Origin of the sequence: Streptomyces sp. NPDC032472 (genome assembly GCF_040636955.1) — a bacterium.
Taxonomy (GTDB): domain Bacteria; phylum Actinomycetota; class Actinomycetes; order Streptomycetales; family Streptomycetaceae; genus Streptomyces.
This window is the reverse complement of sequence record NZ_JBEZVK010000016.1, coordinates 16271-39182: the sequence shown is the minus strand read 5'-3', so window position 1 is coordinate 39182 and position 22912 is coordinate 16271. Positions and strand designations below refer to the sequence as shown.

Here is a 22912-nt window from a genome sequence, read left to right as displayed (position 1 = left end):
CTCGCACTCTTCCGGGGTGTAGGTCGGGCTCACGCGTCAGGCAGGTTTCGGGCCGGCCGGGGTCGCAATTTCGCGACCGCCGACGGCGGTGCCGGGAGGTCCCCGGTCGCGGTCTTGCGGACACCGGCGTTCTCGGCAGTCGTCGTCACCAAGTCGGCCGGGGTGCAGGTCAAAATGTCGCAGAACGCGGCCAGCACCTGGAGGGAAAGCCGTTCCGGGGTGCCGGAGACCAGGCGGTGGATCTGGGAGGCGGACAGCTCGATGCCCCGGTCGCGCAGCATCGGCACCAGTTCGGTGGTGGTGAAGATCCCGTGCGCGGCCATTACCTCGCGCAGCTTCCATGTGTAGCCGACCTTGCGTTTCACGACTGCCTCCGGTTCTGGCTCTCCAGAGCGGCGGCGACAGTGCCGTCGAGGTGTCGCCGCAGGGTGCGGGTGCGGAAGTCAGAGCTGACGCAGGTGTAGATCGACGTTGTGCTCGCGTGGTCGTGACCGACCTGTTCCTGGACGAACCGCGGGTCCCAGCCGTCCTCGATCAGATGCGTGACGTAGGACCTGCGGAAGGAGTGGAAGTCCAGCCCTTGGTCCAGGCACAGGGCCTGGCGGTAGGCGATGAAGCGGGAGTCGAGTCGCTGGCAGCCGATGCGCAGTCCGCGCTCCGAGGGCCATGCCGCAGGGTTGCCCTCGGCACCGAACAGCGGCCGGACCTCGGCGAACCACTCGTCCAGGACGTCGGGGGTCCCGTCCCACACGGTCAGCACGGAACGACGCTTGGGAGGTGAGCCCTTCTTGGCCTTGCCGAAGCGGACCCGGCAGAGACCGAACTCGCCGTACTCGGCTCCGTGCGGGTTGCGTCCGAAGTCGGCGGCGTCCAGCATCCGTGTCTCGTTCCGCCTTGTGCCGAAGGCGTACGCGGTCTTGAACAGAGTCGCGTCGCGGAAAGCCGGCAGCCAGCCCTTGCGGCCGAAGGCTCGGATGCGGGCGACCTCGTCGTCACAGTGAGCGAAGAAGGCGTGCAGCTCGGCCTTGGTGAAGGCCCGCTTCTTCGCGTCGGCCTCGTTGTCCTGGACGTGTACGGCGGTGTTCCACTCGTGCACGACCTGGACCGGGTGGGAACCGAACCGCTCTTCGCAGGTGCTCGCCCACTCGTAGAGGGGATCGGTGGCGAAGTGGCAGAAGGCGCGGACGGCTTCGGAGTACGAGCGGATCGTCGATCGCTTCAGGTCACGCAGGGAGCGCAGGTCACCGAGCCATTCGTCCACCATCGCCGGCGTCCACTGCCACGGAAGGCGTTCACGTAGGCGGCGAACGCCTTCACCGTGTTCTCCCCGCCCTCGACCGTTGAACGGGCCAAGTTCCGCGCGAGCTGCTGGTCGGCAAAGCCGCCCAACATCGCCGCGAACACCTGCTCTTCCGGCCGCAGCAGTGCGACCCCGTCCGCAAGGTGCAGCGTGGCCGCCCCCGGCACCTTCCCTCTGAACCCCACCGGCCACCACTCTCCGTCACTCGCATCTGATGCGAGGAAACCGCATCAGATGCGAGCCGGAGCTGAAACCGCAGGCCATCCACCCTGACGAGTGACGAGGGCTCCCCACTTCCCCTTGCCAAGCGCTACGGTCACACTCCACTCAGACGTCCGACGTCGCAGATCAGCCGCGCGGCCGCGGCTCGCACAAGACGCGTTGCGCATACCGTCGCCAGTTCGCATCCGATGCATTTGGCGGCGCTTGTAGTTGCGGTACAGAGAGTGCCGCTGAGATTGATCGTGTAAGACCGCAAGATCACCCCATGGCCCCTTTTGGGCTTACCTCGGCGATACCCCATACGGGGCGGGCGCTCAGGCGCAGTCGAGGAGGTGGTTGCAGGTGTTGGTGCCGCTGGGGAGGTCGCTCTCACTGTTCAGGATGTAGAAGCCGGACTTTGCCGGAAGCACGATCATCGTCTGATACTGCATCCTGCTGTCGTCCCCGACCACGTGATGCCTGAGGGAGTAGAAGAGGTTACCGCTGAGGTTCGGGGACTTCATCACCCGGTAGTTTCGGGTCTCCGATGCGAAGCCCGTCACCGGAAGCACCGCATTCTTCCACTTCGTCACGTCCGCAGTGATCTTCTGCTGCTTCTCATATCCTTCGAGGTCGCGCAACGCCTGGGCGGCGCAATGGGACATGTGGATGTGCAACTGGTCTTGTCTGCGGGCCTGTTTGGAGTTGATGCCCAGTCCGGCCGCGCCCGGTTGACTGAAGTAGTGGGGGATCCTGCCTTGCGCGGCAGACCAGTAGTCGGTAGCGGCGCCGGCCCAGATCTTGGGGCACTCGATCCCTTTGAGGCGCTCCGTCGGAACCAGTTGAAAGTCCGTCGTGCTTCCCTTACGGCCCGCCATCACGCCCCAACGGCTTTCCACTTCCAGGCAGGGTCCGGGCTGTTTCAGGACACACGCCTGGATTTCCTCCCAGAGGTGTCCGCCGTCCGTCTGGCTGCCGCAGTCGTCGCCGAGAGGATCGGCGCTGGGAACGTTCTCCTGATTATTCGTGGACATGGCGTACCTCCGCCTCTGTGGAGTCGTCCGAGAGCCTGCTGTGTGCGGGATCGGCTGAGTTCAGGAATCCCTCCGATATTGAAAAGATAACCAGTCAGGTGAGCCAATCACCCGCAGGGTGCAGCTGTGACGCCGTCGGGCAGGGTGCCGTTCGAGAGGAGAGTTCCCGTCTCGTGCGCTCCTTCCCCCGCCCTCGCTGGCCGGGAGGTGTCAGACGCGGGGCCGCGGTGGACGCCGAGGAACATCCCAGCCGCCTGGTCTCCTGGCCCGCGGACGCCGACGCCATCCCCCGCCCCCGCCGAGTCCGCATCCAGCGGCCGGACGACCCGCTCACCCCAACGCCAACCGGACGATGATCAATCTCAGTGGCACTTTCTGTACTGCAACTACTCACACCCGGTGATGGCGGACCGCCTTGGCCTGGGACGCTATGAGCCACTGGTGCACCAGGCCGGCAATGCGGACCGGGGAGCGTTCACCCTGCTCGACTCAGCCCTGCGCGACAAACGGGCCGAGCCCGCCGCGAGGCGATGTGGACTGCTGACCGGGCCTGCATCCTGTCCCGGCACGCCCATTTTTCAGCGACAGACTTTTGTCCGCGGACAAAAGACGAGGAAGTTGGTCGTGACGTTCGGGGAGTTTCGGGGACGGAAGACGCCAGCTCATTGCTGCAGTGGCCCATCTCCATCCGCCGTGCAGGTCTGTCGCCAGACGGGCACCGCACAGCAGCCCCGAGCCGCCCTCCAGGCTGCTTGCGTCCGTCAATGGGCCTCATACGTTCCTGCCCGGTGTGCCCCTCGGTGACACCAAGGCTGGACTCGACCTGATACGGCGCACAGCCGTCAGGAAGCCAGAGCTACAGCTGTTCCCGCTCATGAGGGGATCGACTCCGATGGGGGAAGAGCAGGACTTTGGCAGAGGGGCATCCCCGGGCAGCAGGGTCGGGAGCACCGTCGGAACCGTGTCGTAAACGTACGGGAGCTCGGGTAGTTGAGAGCCATGCCGGGCGGCCGGGGGCGAGGGCAGGCAGAGGCGCAGACTGTCGTGCTCCCGTCTGCTGGCCCTATGGCCCGGCAGGCGCCACTTTGCACATATGCGGTTAGACAGCTGCCAGCGTCAGGAGACCGCAGCCGTAGCCCTTGCCCGGTCCGATGCCGGCCAAGAGCGCTCGGCCGAGTGAGGCCGGGTCGGTTACGCGGAGTGTACCGGCGTAGGTGGCAGTGGTGAGTGCGACGGTGTTGGGAAACGTGGTGCCGTCCGGGCGGGTTTCGGTTTTGGTGAAGACGAGCCGGGCATGGCCGGTCACACGGACATCGAGGACCGGCTCCTCGGTGGTAATGCGGTCAGTGAAGGGCAGGATGCCGGGTGCGGCCGGGACGGTCGCTGGGATTTCGACGAGGTCGAAGCCGAACTTCTTGACGCGACTGGTGAACCACTGGAGCTGATGCGCCGTGGTGCGGTGGCCCATGCGGAAGGAGCGCCTGGTCTCATCGCTCATTCGGGCCTTCTGCAAGGGGCTGGGCTTGTTCGGGTTGCGGACGTTCTGCACTGGGGCGGCAGTCAGACGGAAGGCGTACTCCTGCCCGGACCGCAGGCCGGCGAGGAGGCGGGTGTAGTCGGCCACGGCGGGCTTGGCATTGGGGTCGTCGATCTGCCATCCGGCCTGCTCGGTCATCGCTGTCCAGTCGGGCTCGACCTGGGTCAGGACATACAGGTAGGGGCGGTGGCGGTTGTCGGCGTCCAGACGCCACAGAGTGCGGCCGGGTTCGGGGTGGTAGGCAACGGCGCCGAGCACGGCGGCGTGCATGGCCTGTGGCGACTGAAGCAGCTTTCGGGCACCTGGGCGCAGTGGAGCGAGTGGAATGCGGGAGAGCTTGGGCATGGTGGTGTCCTCTGAGCAGGGGCAGGTTCTGTGCGCTTCTCCCCGGCATGGCGGGGCCGATCCGGCTGGCGGGTGGTGCTACCAGCCGAGGAGGGCGAGGGGGTCGTGTTCCTTGCTGGGCGCCTTGCCGGGCTGTGGAGCGAAACCGGTGGCGAGGGCGATGAGCATGGGGCGCGCACGTCGGGTGGTGTGCCGGGGCCCGGTCAGGGCGAAACCGAGGGGTTGGTCCTTGAGGACGGTGTCGCCGTGTGGGTCGTCGACGAGGGCTGGCACCTCAATGGAGGCCGGAGTGGAGCCGCGGTGCTGGCGCTGCCATAGGGTGCGGGCGTGCTCGGAGGCGAGCCACGGGTGGTGGCTCAGGGCTTCCGTCAACGGTCGGGGTACGACTCCCAGGACGAGCGGGAATGTCGGGGGACAGGACCGCCGGCCGAGGCTGAGGTGGCAGGCTGGGTTGCGCACGGCGTCGGCCACCTGCTCAACGAAGTCGGCGGGTCCGTGCACGGCTGCCAGGAAGGTGGCGTCCTGCAGATAGAACCGCTCGCTGGGTGCGGTATACCGCGGCTTGTTCGTGCGTTCCTGGACACCTTTCTTGTTGACCTTAGCCGCCAGCAACGGCACGCCGCGGTAGTCACTGGTGGTGTGGTAGTCGCGCAACAGGGTGCCGGGGACGTCCGCGCGTACGCCGATGGTGAGGTCGGCGAGCGGCCCGAGCGGGACGGTCCGGTCGTGGCCGAGGGCGGCCGTGCACAGTCCGATGATCCCGGACTTCGTGGGCATGGGGGCGGTGTGCCGGGTGTCGACCACGGCTCGCTGGTCCCCCCAGGACTGCAGAGGGCCGGCCAGGCGCAGCAGGAGCGTGCTTGTGGTCACCTGGTCAACTCCGTGGCGATGGCGTCCAGCAGTGCGGGGAAGGCATGGACGGTGCCGAAGGCCTCCGCGAGGGGCTCGGCGGCCGGGCCGGTGAAGGCGTGGGTGACGCCCGTCCACAGTGCCGGTGCTCCCCAGGTGGTGGCGATGGTGTGCTGCTCTGCGGCCAGGGCTTGCGCGGAAGGTTCGGCATAGCCAGTGGTGCGGCCGGGGCGCACGGGGGCCTCGAAAGCGGTGACGAGGTTGATGGGCTGGTCATCGCGGATCGCGACGGCGACGAGCTGGGGCATCGTGCGGTGGCCGAAGCTGTTGCCGTAGCCGGTGGGCATGGAACGCGCGAAAGCCGATACGAAGGCGGTGACCGCGTCCACGGCAGCCTTGGGATTGCCCATGTTGGCATCGAGCTGGTGCAGCGACACGGATCCGTACCGGTACAGGGTCGCGGAGTTGAAGCCGATCCGGCCAATCATTCCGGCGCCCTTCGTATCGGCAGGCTGCCGGTCGTCGACGGCGGTGTAGTAGTCGAATTCGAGCTCTGCGCCGTGTGTGGCGATGGCATGGGCGACCTGGACGGCGCCATGGACGTCGATGTCGGGAACGTTGGCGACCATGCGGCCGAAGAGGGCGACATCGAGCGGGTGCCCAGTGGTCAGCACTTCCTTCACAGCCTTGTCGTCGATGGCCTTGGCCAGGGCCTTGTCGTCGAGGGCGGCGAGGTCGGCGGCCTGATCAGCGATGAGGTCGACCAGCTGCTGGATCTGCCGGTTGCCGTAGAAGAGGAGGTAGGCGGATTCGTCCGCGTTCTTCTTGCTCGAGGTGATGCCGAGGGGGGCGATCATTGCAGCCGCCAGGCGGGCGGCTGCTTCGGCGGGGAGGGCGGTGCGGCCCGCGATTGCCTTGGTGAGGTGGTCGGCAATGGTCTTGGTGCGCGTGCCGAGATCATCCTCGGCGATGCCGAGTGCGGCGAACGCCAGGCGGGTGGCACGCTTCCAAGCCTGAGAAGAGGCGCGGGGTCGGCGCACGCCACCGTAGGTGGCCTCCTTGGGCGCCCCGGCATCGTCGCGGTTGATGTTGGACGGCGGGACGGTCTGCAGGATATGGACGTCGATGAAGCGGCGCCGGCTGGTCTGGACGGACATGTGCTTCTCCCGAGGATGGTTACGTGTGGTCGGTGGGCGGGGTCCACACGTGGTAGGTGGATCCCCAGGCGCGCACGGTGCGGGCGCGGGTGTCGGGGTAAGGCCAGCCGCGCAGGTCGTACAGGAGCTGCGTGTAGTCCAGGGGCTGGCTGGTGGTTGCGAGCTGGGAGATCAAGCCGCGCAGGTGGAAGAAGACGGCGTTCAGGCTGCGGGCCTGGGCGGCGGCGGCCATGCGTCCGTCGACGCCTTCGACGCTGAACCTTTCGTGCAGGGCGCGGGCGGCCGTGCCAAGGCGTGCGCCGCGCGCATGGACAAGGGTTCCCTTGCCTTGCTGGTGCATCGCGAACAAGGCGAGCGTCATGTGTTCGGCGATCAGCGTGTCTTGGACGAGGCCGCGGGCTGCGAGGTCGTCGTCGACAGAGGTGCGGTAGTGGCGCCACATACCGTGCACCGCTCCTGCCGGTACAGTCAGGCCTTGGCGCAGCAGGGCCAGTTCGTCGCCAGGCGGAAACTTCCCCTCGTGGCGGCCTCCGGGCTCGAACTGGCTCCAGTACCACGGTTCGGCGCTCGGCTCGGCGCGTGCGTCGGCCTTTGCATCGGCGGTCATGCAGCGCTCTCCTTCCCGGTGTCAGGCTGCTTGGGGTACAGGTAGGTGAGGGTTCTGCGCAGGTCTGCATGGAAGAACCGCTCGGCGCTGGCCTGCCGGAACACGACCCGGTTGCCCCTCGAGTCGGTGTCGGGGCGACCGGCGAAGGCGGACCCCGGCAGGCGGTGCAGCAGTTCCTCTGCGATGTGGCACGAGGCCTTCTGAGCGAGGGTCTCGAACGCCACGTGCGCGAGACGGAGCTCCTCAGGGCCGGGGTTGCGCCGGCATCCGGTGATGAAGCGGCGCACCAACGGATCGAGGGTGTGGAGCAGCTTGGTTCCGGGCTTTTGGCCCTTGTCGTCCGGTAGGGGCTCTCCGCCGACGGAGCGAGCCAGGTGCGCGGCGAGATTGTCGACGGCCCGGGAGAGGTTTTCGGCTTGCTCGCACACCTTGATGACCGAGTCGCGCACGGCCGTGTCGGCGCGGACTGCTGCGACGGGTAGTGGGAGGGAGTCGAACAGGATGTCGTCAACGATGGAACTCTGGTTGCCGTAGACGATGCGGCAGGTCTCGGTGCGCAGTGGGTAGTCGAAGGGGAGGTCGCCGTGCAGGGTGGCGGTCGCGACCTGGGCCAGGAGCCTCGACGTCTCGTAGCCGATCTTCTTGCCCTTGGCGGGGGTGGTGTCCCGCTCGATGGTGAGCAGACTGTCGAGGCCCTGCCAGGCGGCGCGGCCGCGCTGCTGCCGGTGGGGGAAGCGGACGCTGCCCTTGGCGTCGGTCTTGATGGCCCAGCAGGTGTGGGGCTCCCAGGCCGGCACTTGGTCGATCCGGTCGCCTGCAGCGAGGACGACCTGCCTCACGCGCAACCCTTCGGGGGTCTCCTCGGGTACGAGACGGATGCGGCGCTCCTGCCACGTGAAGAGGTCCAGAGGACCCCGGGGGCTGCGCTGTGTCCAAACTGGGGTGTGCGGGGCGCGGGTCCACTGCGGGACGTCCTCGGGGGCGCGTGGTCCTTGCGGCAGGTTGAGGACGATCGTGTCGAAGAGGGTGCGACCCGTGAGTGTGACGACGCCGAGGTACCCGAGGGGGCCGGTGCGATTGCCGGTGGTCTTTCCTGACTTGGTTTCTGGGTCGCCGACCGTGCCGCCCTTGATGGCCGCAGTGTCCCAGCACTGGCAGTGCAGCATCCAACGGACAGCCTCACCCACCGTGAGGGGGATGGGATCGGCTTCGGTCCGGGCGTCGCGTAACGGGGTGTTGTTGCCCGTTGCGACGTGCGGCATGAGCAGCGACACCGGCTTGTACTCGCCGTTGGTGTGCACCAGGCCGGGCACCTGCCCGAACGGGCGGGTTTCGTGGAACACTTGGAACCGGTCTAGGTTGTCGTCGAGATAGGCGTTCAGGCGAGCCCGTTCTTCCGAGGAGAACCTGCCGGCTTCCATCCAGTCCGCCCACGTATCGGCGTCCACGGGTCCTAGCGCGTGCAGGACGACGGGGATCAAGACCTGGCGTAAGAGTACTGGGGTCATGGTCGGCAGGTCCGGGGCGAGCCCGTCGAGGGTGTGGGCGTCCAATACGGCGGCTCGGAGCGCGATCTCGGCGTATTTGCCTTCCACCTGCACCGGGATCCATGGCAAGCCATCGACGAGGCATGCCTCTTGAGCAGGCAAATCAACCCCCAATAACGTTCTTGACGTCTTGTCGGACGATCTGACAGCACGGTAGTCAATGTTGAAGAGCTATAGCAATGCGTGGCCAGCGATTCACTCATGGTGAGTGTGGGTATGAGAAAGACCCACCCGGTTGTCTACCGGATGGGTCTGACAATCCCCGCTGGAGCGAGGTCAACGGCCTTGAAGCCAGCTTTTCAAGCTCTTCAACGGAGCCATCCCCGCCGTCACGACGAGGTCAGTGGTCAGTCAACACCCTCGGGCGTGCGGGGCCAACCCCGACATGTGGCATGTGCGGGCCTGTAGCGACGAGCCATTCCCACGTGCATCGGTGTCGGACGTCTCGTCTCAGCCCGGATCGGTGGACCATCCCCCGTGCGTACGGGGCCGAGAGCACGAGATAGAGGCCAGCAAACCGGAGAAGAGGGAGGTGTCACCGCCAGGCGGGGTCGGCAAAGTAGCACTCTCGGGCTGTTGCACCCACAGCCCGAAGAGCCGGTGAGGCGGCCGGGATGAGCCTCCTCGTCATCGTTCGCCAGTGTAGGCAAGACCGGTGTTGTCGTTGTAGGTCACGGTGACCCCTCCGACAGTGCCTACCAGCTCCGCCTTCGGCTCCGAGGAGTCGGGCGTGAGCACCAAGGCGCGGGTGCGGCGCAGCCATGCGTGGCCGGTCCACCCGGGGAGTGGCGCGAGGTTGCTTACGGCCTCCGCGGTGAGGCGAGCAGGCAGGCGCATCATGTCCCCGGCCAGTGCTTCCAGGGCCTCCGGCCCGGGGCTGCCGTCGTTGGCAAGACGGGTGCCGTTCAGAGTGGTGTAGCCGGTGGGAGTGCGCAGGACGAGGATGGCCTCGATGCTGGGTTCTCCGTCGCGGACCACAGCGGCCAGTTGGTCGTCGTCGGCGGCTTCCGTAGCGGCGTAATGGAGGCCGTCGAGGTTGGCGGCTCCGTGTTCACCAGGCCTCGTCAGGAGGTAGGTAGAGGCATTTTTCCGGCGGGTCTCCTGAGCGGCGTCCCACTGGGCGCGCGCCTGTTCAGCCTCCGGCATCCAGGTCATGGGGAGGGGCGCGGCATCTGCGTACACGCCGGCGACGAGTTCCGGGACTTGTGACGGGACGGCCCAGCCGCCGGTGGCTGCCCCGCGGAGAACGGCGGCCGCCGTACGCAGGAGAAGGTGCCGGCCGTAGATGAACTCGGCGCCCCGCTCGAAGGCGGGTCCGGCACCGTCGGTGCGGGGCGCGAAAGCGGTGACATAGACAGCTGGGGTGGCGAGCCGCTCGGGTCGTGCCGTGCCGGTGTGGCGGTGGGCGCGCCCGACGCGTTGCAGGAGCAGGTCGATGGGGGCGATATCGGTGACGATCACGTCGGCGTCGATATCAAACGACTGTTCCGCAACCTGGGTGGCGACCAGGATCACACGCTTGGGGCGGGGCACGAAGTCGTCCGGACCGAGCTTGTCGAGGAGGTCCTGGGTACGGTCCGCGCGCGCGGCGGTTGTGAGTTGTCCGTGGAGGATCACGACGTCGTCGCCGAATCGGTGCGCCAGCTGCCGGTAGGTGCGCTGGGCTCGACGGACGGTGTTGCGGATGACGAGGGCGCACCCGCCGTCGACAAGTTGCTTGGCAAGAAGGTCCGCGACAGGCTGTTCCCGTTCGGCGTCCGGGGTGGGGCGGCCAGCACGATGGGTCGGTGGTTCGGGAAGGACGCGTACCTGGACGGGCAGGTCGTCACGCCAGGTCGGTGCGTGGGCGACAAGGGGAGCGTCCATGCCGGACCAGACGGCGGTGACATTGGGGTAGCCGTCAGGAGCGGGCAGCGACAGCTGCCTGTCGGGTTGGGCTCCGGCCATGTAAGCGTCGGCGAGCTCGGCGCGCTGCGTCGGCGGCAGGGTGGCCGAGAGCAGAACCACGGGGACTTGTAGCTGGCCCAGCCAGAACAGTGCCTCTTTGAGGAACTGACTCATGTAGACGTCACAGGCGTGGACTTCGTCGAGGATGACGACCTTCCCTGAGAGCCCCGCAGTGCGGAGCATGACGTGCCGTGTACGGGTTGCGGCGTACAAGAGCTGGTCGATGGTGCCGACGGTGAGGTGGGCGAGCAGTCCCATTTTGGGGCCGAGGAAGAATTCGGCCGGTCCATACCGCTCGCAGCAGTCCTCATCGTCTTCCTGGATGCTCCGGAACCGGGCGTCAGCAGTGGTCCAGTCTCCCGCGCGGATGGCCTTCCACTCAGGGTTGAACGCCCGCTTGCCATGAAGCAGCACGGTGTCGTCCTCCGCGCCGGGGCAAGCTGACGCGGCCCAGGCGCGAACATGGCTGAAGATGGGGTCCGCCGTGGCCTGCGTGGGCATGCCCACGAACACCCCGGACTTGCCGAAGCGTGCTGCAAGGATCTCGGCTACAGCCAGCGCCGTCTTCGTCTTGCCTTCTCCCATGGGGGCCTCCAGAAACAGCAGGCCGGGAGCGGCCATCTCGCCGGCCACCTCTATGGCGAGTGACTGCGAGGCGCGGGGGCTCTGGCCGAATCGTTCCTGGAACAGGGAGGGGCTGTTGCCGGGCTTGAGGGCTCGCAGTCCACCGCCGAGACGCCTGTCGGCCCAAGCAGCAGCAGCCCGCTTGCGGGCGCCGGCGAGGCAGACACGATCGAGAGTGGGGATGCCCGGGAAGTGAGTGGCATCAGAGGCGATCCAGTCCGCCATGACGAGGAAGCCGAGAAGCGCGAGCTGGACCGCGCGCGCTGGTACTCGCACCGGTTGGGCTTCGGTCAGGGACTGGTAGCCGACGGCACGGGTGAAGACCTCGACGATGTGGGCCTGAGCGGTCCTCCACTCTGCCGTAGTGCCATGTGCGGCACCATTGGCGTGGGCGGCGTCCTTCATGGTGGCGGCGCGCAGCGTGCCGTGGTGCCCGGAGACGAGGGGGGCGATCCAGTCGGCATGCGTGCGACTCCAGCGAGCGGAAGTCTTGAGGTACGTACGCAGCAGGTGGCCGCCCGCTTTGTCATGGGTCCATTCACGGCTGGTGGCCGTCGTCACCAGGCCGGCGTCCCATACGAGGCCCACAGAGGGGAGTGCAGCAGCCTCTGTGGCGGCTTTGCTCTGGAACGCAGGGGTGGCCTTCCCGCAGTCGTGGATACCGCACACCCAAGCGAAGAATCGGCGGCCGCGGCCGTCGGTGGCCTCGTCGAGCAGCTGCTTGGTGGAGGGTGCCAGATAGTCGTCCCAGACGCGTTCGGCGACAGCGGCAGTGTCGAGCATGTGGGGGAGCAGCAGGTTCATCGTGCCGTCGGCGAGCTGTGCAGACTTGCCCCACAATGTGCCGAGCCGTTGGATCTCCTCGCGCGTCAGGCCTAATTGGATGCAGATGGTAAGCATGGCGGCAGCGTAGACATTGGCGCTGACAGTAATCGGCGAATCGCGCCGCAGACGTATGCCCCAAGGTTCCTCAAGGCCGGACGCACGCGAATTCTCAACGACGAGGCGGCGAGCTCAGGTCCCCTCCTCGTCACAGTGCACGTCTTCGTCCTGGTCCTGGTCGTGCTCGTGCAGGCGCTGATCGAGGTCGCTGGCCCAGTACTGTGCCCAGGCGCGCAGTTCGGCTGTCTCGATCTCGGTCAGGCCGTACGCGGCGAATTCGGTGTCATCGGCCCACTCGGCGCCGACAAGCCGGTCGCGGAGGTCGTGGAGGCGGAACTCGTCGCGGCCGTGTCGCTTGCCGAGGCGTTCGAGCTCGTGGGTGGTGCGGTGGCGGGAGGCGGCGTGGACGTCGATGAGGTCGCGTACGGCGCCTCGGTCGGCCAGGGCGCGGACCTTGGTGCCGATGACGGAGTCGAAGGCGAGGACCGGCCCGTACTCGGTTTGGGCGGGCGGCGTTCAGAAGTGCTCCTTGAGCACGTCGACCTCGCACTCCTCGCCGGTGTCCCGGTCGACAACCATCAGCCGGGCGGAGAGCGGGTCCACGTCGATCACGCGGACCTGCCAGCCCCGCTCGGCCAGGCCCTGATCGAGGCCCGCGGCGATCTCCGACATGGGCGCGGGGTTCTCGGTGGCGACGTCGAGGTCCTGGCTGAGGCGATCGACCAGGCCGTGGGCCTGGACGGCGTAGCCGCCAGTGATCACGAGGGGGTACGGTGCGCCGATGTCGATCACCGCGGCCAGGAGCCGACGGTGCATGTCGCTCAGCTTCACGCGGCGGCGGACCTCACCGTCGCGAGCTCGGGGAAGGCTTCCTCCCAGACCTGCCGGATATGCCGACTGACCAGGGTGCGCAGGACGGGCCACTGCTCCAGGAGGAGCTCGCGGTTGAGGAGGGTCACGAGGTCCTCGTGCTGCCCCTCGGCCAGGACGGTGCGATACAGGCCCATGCGCAGGCGCGGCCGGTCCAGGTCGTAGGCACGCAGTCCGGACCAGGCCACGTGCAGTGGCAGCTCGACCACGCCGTGCCGCGGACCTGCGAGCTTCTCCAGGGAGGCAGGCAGCCGGCCCGCGTACCGGGCGCGGAGCACCTCGGCTGCCGAGGGCGCCGTGCTGCTGGGGGAGAGCGTGACCATGGACCCGATTATCCCGCGCCCCGCCCGTCTCCGGTACCGCAGACGTGACACTCACCGCCAGCCCATCCGGGCTACGTCCCGCGGCGGGTTTCTCGGCCCACGGGATTGGTCGAATTGCGTTGCAGACCCGAAAGGCCCGTTTCAGCGAAAGTGCTTCGAAACGGCTTCACGCTCGCCTAATGTTGCAGGTCAGCAAGCCTGCTCCCCGCACCCCCGGGGATGTCCCCGAGTGCGGCAACCTCCTCGACTCCCGCGATATCTGCTCCCCGCACCCGCGGCCGAGGCGACGACCTGGACTTCCCACTTGGAGAGCTGCTCCCCGCTCCCGCGGGGATGACCCCGTGGTCCACCGGTGCGCCTGCACGCCCGTACCTTCGTCGAGCAGGTATCCGGCCCTGACGCCCGGCACGGTCAGCGGACCGAGCGATTGCGCTCCAACCTGGCCGCGGTCAGTCTGGCACTCGCAGACTGGGCCGGAGCCGGCTTCGCCCGCGTTCGCGGCTATCCGTCAGCTGCAGCACGGTGCTCCGATTGGTCGACGCACTTCCCGAACCCGACCATGCTCCCGTACCGCCAGGGCGAACATCTTCCGGAGTGGCTCGACGCAGTTCGGCAAGACGACCTTCCCCGCCTCCACACCCTCGCCGTCGGCATCGACCGCGACCTCGACGCCGTCATCGTCGGCCTGACCCTGTCCTGGAGCTCGGGCGTAGTGGAAGGCCACGTCAACCGCATCAAAATGATCAAGCGACAGATGTGCGGACGCGCTGGCTTCAAGTTCCTGCGCAAGCGGGTGCTGCTTGCCTCCTGACCTCATTGTCGGTGGCCAGTGCGACGATCTCTGAGGACCGCGCGAGGAGAGATATGGGCACCTGGGACATCGGCCCCTTCAATAATGACACCGCCGCCGACTTCGCCGGCGACCTGGACGAGGCAACCATGGAACAACGCGAGTCCATGATCCGCAGAGTCCTCGAACGCGCCGCTGACCCTGCGGACTACCTGATCACCCCCGACGCTGAGCGAGCAGTCGCCGCAGCAGCCCTGGTGGTCGCACAGCACCCTGACGGCGAGCCCGCGTGCTCGAACTACGGCCCATCGGAGCCGCTGCCGGAGTTGCCCGCCGACCTTCGGGCGCTTGCCGTCGGCGCCCTTGACCAAGTAGTCGACGAGCGGTCTGAAATCGCCGAGCTGTGGGACGAGGCCGCGGACGGGCCGAGATGGCGCCAAGACATCACCCGCCTCCGCGACGTCCTCGACCCTCCGAACCCGCCACAAGATGAAGCCCTCTTCGAGATGTGACCGGTTACCCACCTGGACACGGAAGTTGAGCCAGAGCCGCTTGTGACCTACGCAGCCAGCCGGTCACGTCTCCAATCGGTCCTTGCGGCAACGGCCACCAACGCCTCCGCGAGCCGGTCTCCGGCTCAGCTTCACCCCGCCCAGCTCGACCGACACCTCGGCACCTCGGCGAGCTGGGCCTGGTCCTACTCGGTGCTTCACGGAAGCGGAACGCGCCCTGGACCTCCGTCCGGTGCTGCTTGATCACCCGCCCCAACCAGGCGTGCGCGCGGGCTCCTCCGCAGCACCTTTACCTGCCGTGCGGCATACGGCACCACCCACGCCGAAATCTTCCCGGGCATCCTCCGGGAAGCGGGCCTTCACCTCGAAGGACTTCAGCAACAGTGCGAACCTGCCCGCTCAGGCGGCGTTCCGGCCTGCGCGTGCGGGTTAGGGAGCCAGGCCTATTTGAGTTCCTGGATGATCTGGATGGGGCTTTTCTCCAATGTGAACCAGTCCGCGACGACGATCTTTGCTGCGTCCTGTGTGTACTGCAGGGCGGCCTCCAGGGCGGGGCGGAGATCAGTGCTGGCCAGGCCCCGTTCACAGGCATGGAGCGGATGCTTCGCCACGACGGCGCGGCGGTCTCCCATGCGCGTTGTGAAGACCATGGCGGGCAGATCCCCGTTGAGGAGGTCGCCTTTGTACATCGTTTTGAGGCCGGCCAGGGATCGGCGCACGCGGTCGGTGGAGGTGCTGGCGAGACCGCCGGCTTCATGATCGCTGCTGCATCCCGGCCGGGGCAGCCGAATTCGGGGCGAGATGGATCGGATTGCTCCAAGCCCGCCCTCCTGCAGCGTCTTCGACCGTGACCCGGCAGAACCCCTGCCCGAACATGGCCACCGGCAGGGAGCACTCCGTCAGCGCCTCCCCCTCGACGACCTGCAGGCCCGGAGCGCCGCCGGTGACCAGTATTTTGCTCACGGGCGAGCAGCGCACAGTGATCAGGCCGTCGTCGAGCCTGATGTCGTGCAGCTCGGGGCCGGTGCTGGAGTAGTAGTGGCCGGCCTTCAGGGCCGACAGGAGTGCCTCCGGGTCGAGGGACTCGGCGCGTACCTGGACCCAGGCTGCGCAGCCGGGTGGGTCCTGCGGTTGGAAGTGTGCGTCGTCGGCAGCGTAGGCGTTCAACCGGTGCCCGCGGTTGAGCAGGACGTCGGTCAGGTGCCAGCTGTCGCCCCGGTGCTCGCGCTCGGCGAGCGCGTTGTACACCTCGACCGCGTGGGCGGCGTCCAGACTCTCGGCATCGGCGGTGGTGAGCAGCGAAGCCGCCGGGTGGGCCATGCCGATGAACGCACCCGCGGCCCGTGCCCGGCGCGCCAGCTCCGGTCCGCTCTCGCCGGGCCCGGGGGGTGCGAAGCCGAGAGGCAGTCCCACCGCGACGATGTGCCACTTCGGCCCGGCCTCGGTGTGCGGGGCGTGCAGCTCGGCTCCCAGCAGCGTGGTGAATTCCGGTGTACGCAGGGACCGGGTGTCTGTCAGGGGGAATCCGTACTCGGCCCGGAAGTGATCGGTGACGGCCAGGAAGTCGTACCCGGCCTCCCGATACCGCTGTGCCACTTCCCCGGGTGAGAGTGCGCCGTCGGACTCGTTGGAGTGGGTGTGCAGATTGCCGCGCCAGAAACGGCCGGGCCGATCGAACGGGAGATCCATCATGATCAGAGTCAAACACCTCGGGCTGTGGGGACGAAGGGAAAATTGATGCCCGAGCGCTGCCGGGGCCGGCGCTCTCCGCTCTCGTGAGCCAGCCACGCCCAAGGCCGGGGCGTCACCCTCCGGCCGGGTAGCTCGACAGCACGCCTCCCTTGAGTACGACACCGCTGAATTCGTTGACGAGGATGGGTGCGACCTCCGGACGGGTGGGCATGTCCTTGCCGGTCCGGGCATCCAGCGTGACCGCACCGTTGGCCGTGGTTCCGTAGATCCGCCCGTGCCACACCGCCTTCACGGTTGGCGCCTTCCGACCGTCTTGACCGTCGTGGAGCTGCCAGAGCAGCTGCCCTGAGACCGGGTCGACGGCGATGACCCTGAAGGGGTCCGAGAAGACCAGCGTCACCGCCTGGTCGTGAGAGCAGCTCAGGCCGGCGGCCTCCGGAGGCAGAGGCCGCTGGACTTCTCCGGTGTGAGGGCTCGTCAGCTGGTCGTACTTCTTGCCGTCGAGGTTTCCGCGGGCTCTGACCAGTGAGGCACCCGCGGGTTCCAGGCTCGCGCCGAAGGTCTGCTTGCCTCGCCATTTCTCGTTGCCGGTGGCCAGGTCATGCCCCACGGGTACCTGGTAGTCGCCGTCCTGGACGAGCAGCAGGCCCGCCGCCGTTTCGGCGGTTACGGCTGTCACCTTCAGGTCCGGCTGCGTCCAGGCCAGCCGGTGGCCGGTCAGGTCGACGCCGTACGCGACCACTTCGTGCCCGAGTACGGACCTGGAAGTCTGCACGCTGACCACGGCAGTGGACCTGCCCGCGCCGATGACGGAGGCCTGCACCCGGCCGGTGGAGGATGCGAACCAGTCGGGGAGCCGGACCGTCGTGCGCCACAACGGCTCACCCGACTCCGCAGAGGCGGCGGCGACCTCCAGGACGGTGGAAGCGGACTGCGTCCCGGACCCGGGCTGCGTCAGCAGGAACGCCGTGAGGACCGTCCCGCTGTCGGTGACGACGAGGGGGGCCGACGCTTCCGTGTCGTCGCCGCGGAAGGGCTTGCCCTGCGCCTGGACGACCGCTCGCACGCTCCCGGTCGTCAGGTCGACTGTCTGCATGCGATCTGCGGAGGCGACGTATGACGAGGTCTTGTGGAGGGCTACGGGCAGGGTGCTCATCTGGTTGCCCAACAGGTTCATCCGGTTCTTCGTCGCCTCGGGCGGCAGGACCACCTCACCTGCGGTGTCGAACCAGGCCGGCGGGTCGTGCGGGATACGAGAGGACAGCGAACGCGCCGGGCCCGCCGCAGGGGCAGCCGGCTTCTTGGCATCGCCGGAGCCGTACTCCGCCCCCGCCGAGCAGCCTGCCACACCGAAGACCGCGAGCGCCGTGAAGGTCAGTAACTTCCGTAACGCAGACATGCGCCCCATCCCCATATGCCGGAAGCCGGCCGGCCACAGTCCCGCCGCCGACAAGTCGGCAAAAGGATCTCACGCACCCATGCCAGGCTGTATCGGCTGGCCAGGCGGCGCCTGCTCATCCTCCAGCCTCGCCGGGCCGGTCTGCCGACACCCACCACTCCAGCCCTGCAAGCGCCGGCAGCGAGGCTCGGGACCGAACTATGGGCTGTACAGGTCCGGGAGAGCCGTCACCCTGCCACGGGCCATGGTTGCCCAGGTCCTCCGAGCAAGTAGCCCCCTGACACGTGTGAGTCTGGGCCGATCTGAAACACCGGTGCTTGGCACCAGGCCAGCCCTCTTCACCTCGACGGGAGCATGGGCGAGCACTCACGACGCCAGTGTCTCGTCGGGCAGAATCGCCAAGCCCGCTGCTGCCGAGGGGAAGCGAGCGAGCCGTGGCCCGGTGCTTGCTCCCTGGCTCGCTGGGATCGGCATCGTTCATGATGAGGCAGTGAACCCCCGTGACCTCGACCTCGTGATCGCTGCCGCCCATGCTGTCGGCCCCTGCCAGCCGGGTGAAGAAGCCGACTGGACCGACCGCGTACGCGAACGCGCCGTCAGCCTCTATGTGCTGGGCGACACGGTTGGGCTGGATATCGCCCGACTTGATGCTGCGAAGCAGTTCACAGCCACGCTGCTGGATGTGCGGGTGGAGGCCTCCAGCACCCGCGGTGTTCTGGTTCTTCGCAACACTTCCGGGGAGCTGGAGCAGCCGATCCGGACCGACCGGGGTGATTCGGAGGCCGGAAGAGTGATGATCGAGCGCGCCCGTGCCCTGATCGGTCACCGCGTCCGCGTCTATCGCCTTAACGAGCGCATGGCGTCCAACCCGAAGCTCGAGGTACGCATCGTGGTGCACCTCGCCGACTTCGGGCTCGATTCAGACCCGATCCACGAGAACAGCGCAAAGCAGAACGTCCTCGCGGCCGCCGAAGGCGACACGGCTGCGGCACAGCAGGCTTGGTCAGCGGCCGGCCTTCCGGAGTCCGGCGCCGTGTCCGTACGACAACTGGCCGAGGCTTTGGCTTGCCTCCCGCACCCCGACGCGGGACCCGATCCGCGACGGTTTTCCTGAAAAGCCGGTTTCAGTGAAAGTGCTCGAGAACGCCTTCCCTCTCGCTTAAAGTGGCAGGCCAGCAAGCCTGCTCCCCGCACCCGCGGGGATGACCCCAGGCCCGCGTCAGCGAGGTGGTAGATGACGTTCTGCTCCCCGCACCCGCGGGGATGCCTCCCGGAAGGTGTGCGAGGCTGGCGGCCACGAGGTCTGCTCCCCGCACCCGCGGGGATGACCCCGAACTGGAAACAATTGTTTCTAGCGGCCGGAACTGCTCCCCGCACCCGCGGGGATGACCCCAGGGCGGTGGAGCGCCACGTCTCAACGGACGGCTGCTCCCCGCACCCGCGGGGATGACCCCAGGGCCGAGGACGAGGACGGGGTCTGTAGGAGCTGCTCCCCGCACCCGCGGGGATGACCCCGGCTCGCCAGAGTCTGAGCTGCTCTCCAAAGGCTGCTCCCCGCACCCGCGGGGATGACCCCGCCGCCAACCGGCGCGAACACGGCGCGCAGATCTGCTCCCCGCACCCGCGGAGATGACCCCGAGCTGGAGGCCGCCCGCCGGCGAGGCCGGGGCTGCTCCCCGCACCCGCGGGGATGACCCCGTCCGCCGGGACCTCGCAATCACTGACGCATTCTGCTCCCCGCACCCGCGGGGATGACCCTGAGACGATCTCGACGCTGGTCACCGCTGGGTGCTGCTCCCCGCACCCCCGGGGATCCCCCCCGGTCGACTTGATACCGCCACCCAGGATCGTCTGCTCCCCGCACCCGCGGGGATGACCCCGAAATCCTCATGGCGACTTTTCCCCCGTCAGTCTGCTTCCCGCACCCCGGGATGCCCCCGTACCCGTCGACGAAGCCGCGGGCGGTACGGCTGCTCCCCGCACCCGCGGGCATGACGCTGGGGGTCCGGGTCGGGCCGCTCGGGCTCCTGCTCCCCGCACCTGCGTGACCACGGCCGACTGGGTGCCAATCGTCCTTCTTGCTAGCTGTATTGAGCTGAAGCGTTGTTCTGCGATCTCGCCCAGCCGTGCCCGGTGCGGGTCTTCGCCTGGGCTGGCACGGGGGCAGGTACGACCCCGCACAGGGAGCGCTCCCGGCCTTGGGGAACATCGGTACAGCCGTTGGCGCTGAGAACGATCATGGGCTCTAGCTGCGGATCTCCGCGTTCGGTTGGGGCTCGGCCTGGAGGCGTTCGCGGAGGTCGATCTCCGCAGGGGTGAGCGGGTCCTCGGGCCGGCGGATGCGGACGGGCTTGGGCCGCAGCGGCAGGCCGTCGTCCGTCGCGGCGGCCTCGGCTTCGGCGAGTGCCCGGTAGAGCGAGGCGACCGAGGGGTTCTTGCCCGCGTTCTTCCCGGTCTTGATGACCAGCTTCCTGGCGATCTCCGGGACGGGGACGCCCTTGTCCTTCAGCGCGACGGCAAAGGTGAGCATGTCGTCGTCGATGACCTTCGGCCGTCCGCCGTGGTTGCCCTTGGCCGCTGCGGTGACCTGGCCTTCGAGGGTCTTCTCCCGGATGTAGTTGCGCTCGATCTGCCCGGCGACGGCGAGCACGGCGAAGAACATGGCGCCCATGCCGTTGGGGTCGTAGATCCCGGTGAGCGGACCGGTAAGGAGTTCGAGCTGGATGCCACCGGCCTGGAGCTCAGCGGACAGCATCATCAGCTCGGCCGCGTTCCTGGCAAGACGCTTCAGCTCGTGGACGGTGAAGATGACCGGCGTCTCGGGTGCGGCTTCCTTGAACTGGCGGGCCAGCGCGAGCGCCTTCTCCAGCTCGGGCCGCACCTTGATGCGGGTGCTGATCTGCTCCTTGAAGACCTTGTGGCACTCCGCCCGGTGGAGGGCTTCGAGCTGGCTCGCCAGCTCCTGCCGCGCGGTCGAGGTGCGGGCGTACCCGATCCGGACCGGGCGCTCGGTGCGGGGCGCGGGCACCACTGCGAGCGCGGGGCCCGGTTTCCACGCGCGGCCCGGGTGCCGGTCGGCGGGGACGGGGATCTCCAGCTCCTCCCGGAGCGCGGGGACGAGGACGAAGCGCGGGGTGTGGTATTTCGCGGCGGTCTTCCCGCCCCGGGTGCGGCAGGCGCTGCCGGCGGGCGCGTCACAGTTCGGGCAGTCGTGACGTTCTACCGCCAATGCGGCCTGATCGGGCGTGAGATCCATAGCCGGAGTCTCTCAGAAGTGCCTCGCATAACGCGCGGGTTTCGAGAGGACTTTCGCGAACGGCGACCTGCGGAAACGTGATCGCTCCGGGGGGTCTCGCAGAACTCTCACAGATGTTCATTTGTGAGAATGCCGAGCAGTCGAACGCGGGCGCCCGATCGGAGCGCCTTGCCGGACGCCACGTCGCGGCGAAGGCCGCGGGCGTCCGACCTCCTGCACGTCGCCGTAGTGCTGCTCATGCATGGTGAGTGTGATGGTGGCCAGGGAGTGTCGTTGGGCTGGAGGGTCTGCCAGGAGTCGTCGGCTTCGCGGAATTGGTTCACAGAGGGCGAAGTTGTCTACCGCTCCGTCTGTGTGGTCGGAACCGATCTGTGGGCTCAGGCGTGCTGACGGAGTGCGCTGACCAGTGCGTGCGGGTCGTCTGCGTGGAAGCGGATGGTGTGGGCCTCTTCCGTTGCACCGAGCGGGCGGGTGAAAGGGAGTGGCCGGTTCAGCTCCAGGGTCACCGAGGTCTGGCTGCCCACGATCAGGTCGAGGACCCCGTCCTCGGAGAGGGCGATCAGGCTGCCTTCGGGATAGCGCCGGTCGACCCGGACCGAGGCCACCGCGTCCGGCGGTACGGCGAGGTCGAAGAGGGCTCCGTAGCGGATCCGCAGAGAGCCGTCGGGGCGCACGACGTGCGGCCGGGTGACGCAGGCTGCGTGCAGGGCCAGCACGAGGACGACGCCATACAGGTCGATTACCAGGATCACCCGGTGGACCACCGGCCAAGGAATGAGCAAGGCCAGGACCACCGTCTCGATGACCATCACGAAGAGCAGCCCGTACATCATCGCGGTTTGGGGCCCGGTGTACGCGGCAGCGTGGTCCCCGGGACGCACCCCGTGCGTGCCGCGCCGGACCCACCGCCCCAGGGAGGCGAGGGCGCGCAGTTCGTGGAGGACCAGGCGGCGGACCGTCACCGGCACCGCCTCCTGCACGGCGGACCGCTGCGCCGCCCGGCGGTCCGCGCCGCGGGCGCGCGCGGCGACGTACAGAGAGCGCAGCACCCAGGCTTCCAGCAGCAGCACTGCGAGCACCAGCGCCTCGGCGCCCGCCAGCGCCCACGCGGGCGGCCGGACCCCGGCGACCAGGCAGGCCGCCAGGGCGAGTTCCCCCGGCAGTACGGCGGCCACCGCGACCCGCGCCGCCCGTACGCCCCTTGGCCGGCCGCTCATCCCCGGCCCCTTTCCACGAAAGCCTCCATGAGCCGGCCCACGACTTCCGCCTGCGCTGGGGTGTACTCGGCGAGCAGCGCCTCCTTGAACCCGGTCACAACCACCCTGTCCTCGGGGATCGCGGCGAACAGCTCCTCGGGGACGGCTGCCATCAGGTCAGCTGCCAGGGGTGCGATCCGCGGATCATCGGTGGGGGCATCGGCGAGCGCGTCAAGGCGCGCATACAGTTCGACAACCGCGGGATCGGCGACCAGCGTCCCGAGCAGCGCGAAAATCTCTTGGTTACCGGTGCCGGTGGCGTCCAGCAGCGTGAGGTACTCGTGGTCCTTGGCCGCGCTCGGCGAGTCTGTTCGGGGGGCCTGTGCCAGCAGTGCTGCGAGGGCGGGTGAGACGGGCCCGGTCGCGCCGGGCGGCTCGGCGAGCAGGGCGCCGAGCCGGCAGCGGCGCTCCCTGATGTCGGCTTCCTGACGGGCCAGGTCGGCGTCGAGTTCTTCCAATATCTCGGTCAGTTCGCGCCCCGCATCGTCGGCGAGGGCGTCGCGCACTTCATCGAGGCTGAGGCCGAGTTCGGTGAGCCGGCGCACCCGGGCGAGCAGGACGGCGTCGCGGACGCTGTAGGCCCGGTAGCCGTTGGGGCGCCGCTCCGGCTCCGGAAGCAGCCCGACATGGTGGTAGTGCCGGATCGCCCGGGTGGTGAGCCCCACGAGCGCGGCGATCTCTCCGATTCGCATGCCGCCAGTAGAAACCCTGCCCTTGCGTCAAGGTCAAGCGGCGAAAGCATCGTCGGGCGCAAAACGGTTCAAGCGCGTCTACACACCGGAGT

At 68.1% G+C, this 22912-nt stretch carries 19 protein-coding genes and 2 pseudogenes; 3 read left to right on the top strand and 18 right to left on the bottom strand.

From position 1 onward, the window contains the following. Window positions 1-29: 29 nt before the first annotated feature. The 12 genes and pseudogenes from AB0F11_RS12995 to AB0F11_RS12940 form a co-directional block, all read right to left on the bottom strand. Window positions 30-365, bottom strand: coding sequence for a helix-turn-helix transcriptional regulator (locus AB0F11_RS12995; protein ID WP_362171662.1), 336 nt, complete (start codon window positions 363-365; stop codon window positions 30-32). Beyond that, complete coding sequence (locus tag AB0F11_RS12990; RefSeq protein WP_362171659.1) at window positions 362-1264, bottom strand: site-specific integrase; 903 nt, start codon at window positions 1262-1264, stop codon at window positions 362-364. The genes AB0F11_RS12995 and AB0F11_RS12990 overlap by 4 nt, the downstream gene beginning before the upstream one ends. After that, window positions 1219-1485, bottom strand: a complete 267-nt coding sequence (locus tag AB0F11_RS12985) for a hypothetical protein (protein WP_362171656.1) — start codon at window positions 1483-1485, stop codon at window positions 1219-1221. Before AB0F11_RS12985 ends, AB0F11_RS12990 begins: the two co-directional genes overlap by 46 nt. Before the next feature lie 351 nt (window positions 1486-1836). Further along, window positions 1837-2535, bottom strand: coding sequence for a CDP-diacylglycerol diphosphatase (locus AB0F11_RS12980; RefSeq protein ID WP_362171653.1), 699 nt, complete (start codon window positions 2533-2535; stop codon window positions 1837-1839). Window positions 2536-3634: 1099 nt separating this feature from the next. Continuing rightward, on the bottom strand, window positions 3635-4417 hold the full coding sequence (cas6e, locus tag AB0F11_RS12975; RefSeq protein ID WP_362171650.1) for a type I-E CRISPR-associated protein Cas6/Cse3/CasE: 783 nt from the start codon (window positions 4415-4417) through the stop codon (window positions 3635-3637). Between the two features lie 78 nt (window positions 4418-4495). Further along, the gene (cas5e, locus tag AB0F11_RS12970; RefSeq protein WP_362171647.1) at window positions 4496-5287 is read right to left on the bottom strand and encodes a type I-E CRISPR-associated protein Cas5/CasD; all 792 of its coding nucleotides are present in this window, start codon (window positions 5285-5287) and stop codon (window positions 4496-4498) included. Next, on the bottom strand, window positions 5284-6423 hold the full coding sequence (gene cas7e, locus AB0F11_RS12965; RefSeq protein ID WP_362171644.1) for a type I-E CRISPR-associated protein Cas7/Cse4/CasC: 1140 nt from the start codon (window positions 6421-6423) through the stop codon (window positions 5284-5286). Before cas7e ends, cas5e begins: the two co-directional genes overlap by 4 nt. A 19-nt stretch (window positions 6424-6442) precedes the next feature. Next, window positions 6443-7030: a type I-E CRISPR-associated protein Cse2/CasB gene (gene casB, locus AB0F11_RS12960; RefSeq protein WP_362171641.1), complete on the bottom strand. Its 588-nt coding sequence runs from the start codon at window positions 7028-7030 to the stop codon at window positions 6443-6445. Then, the gene (casA, locus tag AB0F11_RS12955; RefSeq protein ID WP_362171638.1) at window positions 7027-8631 is read right to left on the bottom strand and encodes a type I-E CRISPR-associated protein Cse1/CasA; all 1605 of its coding nucleotides are present in this window, start codon (window positions 8629-8631) and stop codon (window positions 7027-7029) included. The genes casB and casA overlap by 4 nt, the downstream gene beginning before the upstream one ends. 573 nt (window positions 8632-9204) lie before the next feature. Then, window positions 9205-12048: a CRISPR-associated helicase Cas3' gene (cas3, locus tag AB0F11_RS12950; RefSeq protein WP_362171635.1), complete on the bottom strand. Its 2844-nt coding sequence runs from the start codon at window positions 12046-12048 to the stop codon at window positions 9205-9207. A gap of 114 nt (window positions 12049-12162) precedes the next feature. Continuing rightward, window positions 12163-12861, bottom strand: a pseudogene (locus tag AB0F11_RS12945) (nucleotidyl transferase AbiEii/AbiGii toxin family protein). Next, window positions 12858-13223, bottom strand: a complete 366-nt coding sequence (locus tag AB0F11_RS12940; RefSeq protein ID WP_362171632.1) for a hypothetical protein — start codon at window positions 13221-13223, stop codon at window positions 12858-12860. The pseudogene AB0F11_RS12945 and the gene AB0F11_RS12940 overlap by 4 nt, the downstream one beginning before the upstream one ends. Before the next feature lie 643 nt (window positions 13224-13866). On the opposite strand from AB0F11_RS12940, the pseudogene AB0F11_RS12935 reads away from it, so the two are divergent. Together AB0F11_RS12935 and AB0F11_RS12930 are read left to right on the top strand one after the other, a co-directional pair. Then, window positions 13867-14034: pseudogene (locus AB0F11_RS12935) on the top strand (ISL3 family transposase); the annotation flags it as partial. 53 nt (window positions 14035-14087) lie between these two features. Further along, window positions 14088-14525, top strand: coding sequence for a DUF4259 domain-containing protein (locus tag AB0F11_RS12930; RefSeq protein WP_362171629.1), 438 nt, complete (start codon window positions 14088-14090; stop codon window positions 14523-14525). Window positions 14526-14968: 443 nt separating this feature from the next. Here the strand turns inward: AB0F11_RS12930 and AB0F11_RS12925 are convergent, their stop codons facing one another. The 3 genes from AB0F11_RS12925 to AB0F11_RS12915 form a co-directional block, all read right to left on the bottom strand. Then, a complete protein-coding gene (locus AB0F11_RS12925; RefSeq protein WP_362171626.1) occupies window positions 14969-15244 on the bottom strand; it encodes a hypothetical protein in 276 nt (91 codons plus the stop codon). 34 nt (window positions 15245-15278) lie between these two features. Then, window positions 15279-16217, bottom strand: coding sequence for a CehA/McbA family metallohydrolase (locus AB0F11_RS12920; RefSeq protein ID WP_362171623.1), 939 nt, complete (start codon window positions 16215-16217; stop codon window positions 15279-15281). Between the two features lie 112 nt (window positions 16218-16329). Then, the gene (locus AB0F11_RS12915; protein ID WP_362171620.1) at window positions 16330-17616 is read right to left on the bottom strand and encodes a hypothetical protein; all 1287 of its coding nucleotides are present in this window, start codon (window positions 17614-17616) and stop codon (window positions 16330-16332) included. Between the two features lie 490 nt (window positions 17617-18106). Here AB0F11_RS12915 and AB0F11_RS12910 point away from each other — a divergent pair, with 490 nt between their 5' ends. Beyond that, a complete protein-coding gene (locus AB0F11_RS12910; RefSeq protein ID WP_362171617.1) occupies window positions 18107-18730 on the top strand; it encodes a hypothetical protein in 624 nt (207 codons plus the stop codon). A 1131-nt stretch (window positions 18731-19861) separates the two neighbouring features. On the opposite strand, the gene AB0F11_RS12905 is transcribed toward AB0F11_RS12910, so the two are convergent. From AB0F11_RS12905 to AB0F11_RS12895, 3 genes are all read right to left on the bottom strand, one after another. Further along, on the bottom strand, window positions 19862-20872 hold the full coding sequence (locus tag AB0F11_RS12905; RefSeq protein ID WP_362171614.1) for a recombinase family protein: 1011 nt from the start codon (window positions 20870-20872) through the stop codon (window positions 19862-19864). A gap of 377 nt (window positions 20873-21249) precedes the next feature. Further along, window positions 21250-22089 (bottom strand): hypothetical protein, encoded by an 840-nt coding sequence (locus tag AB0F11_RS12900; protein ID WP_362171611.1) that lies wholly within the window; start codon window positions 22087-22089, stop codon window positions 21250-21252. Next, window positions 22086-22820, bottom strand: a complete 735-nt coding sequence (locus AB0F11_RS12895; protein ID WP_362171608.1) for a MerR family transcriptional regulator — start codon at window positions 22818-22820, stop codon at window positions 22086-22088. Before AB0F11_RS12895 ends, AB0F11_RS12900 begins: the two co-directional genes overlap by 4 nt. Between the last annotated feature and the right edge of the window lie 92 nt (window positions 22821-22912).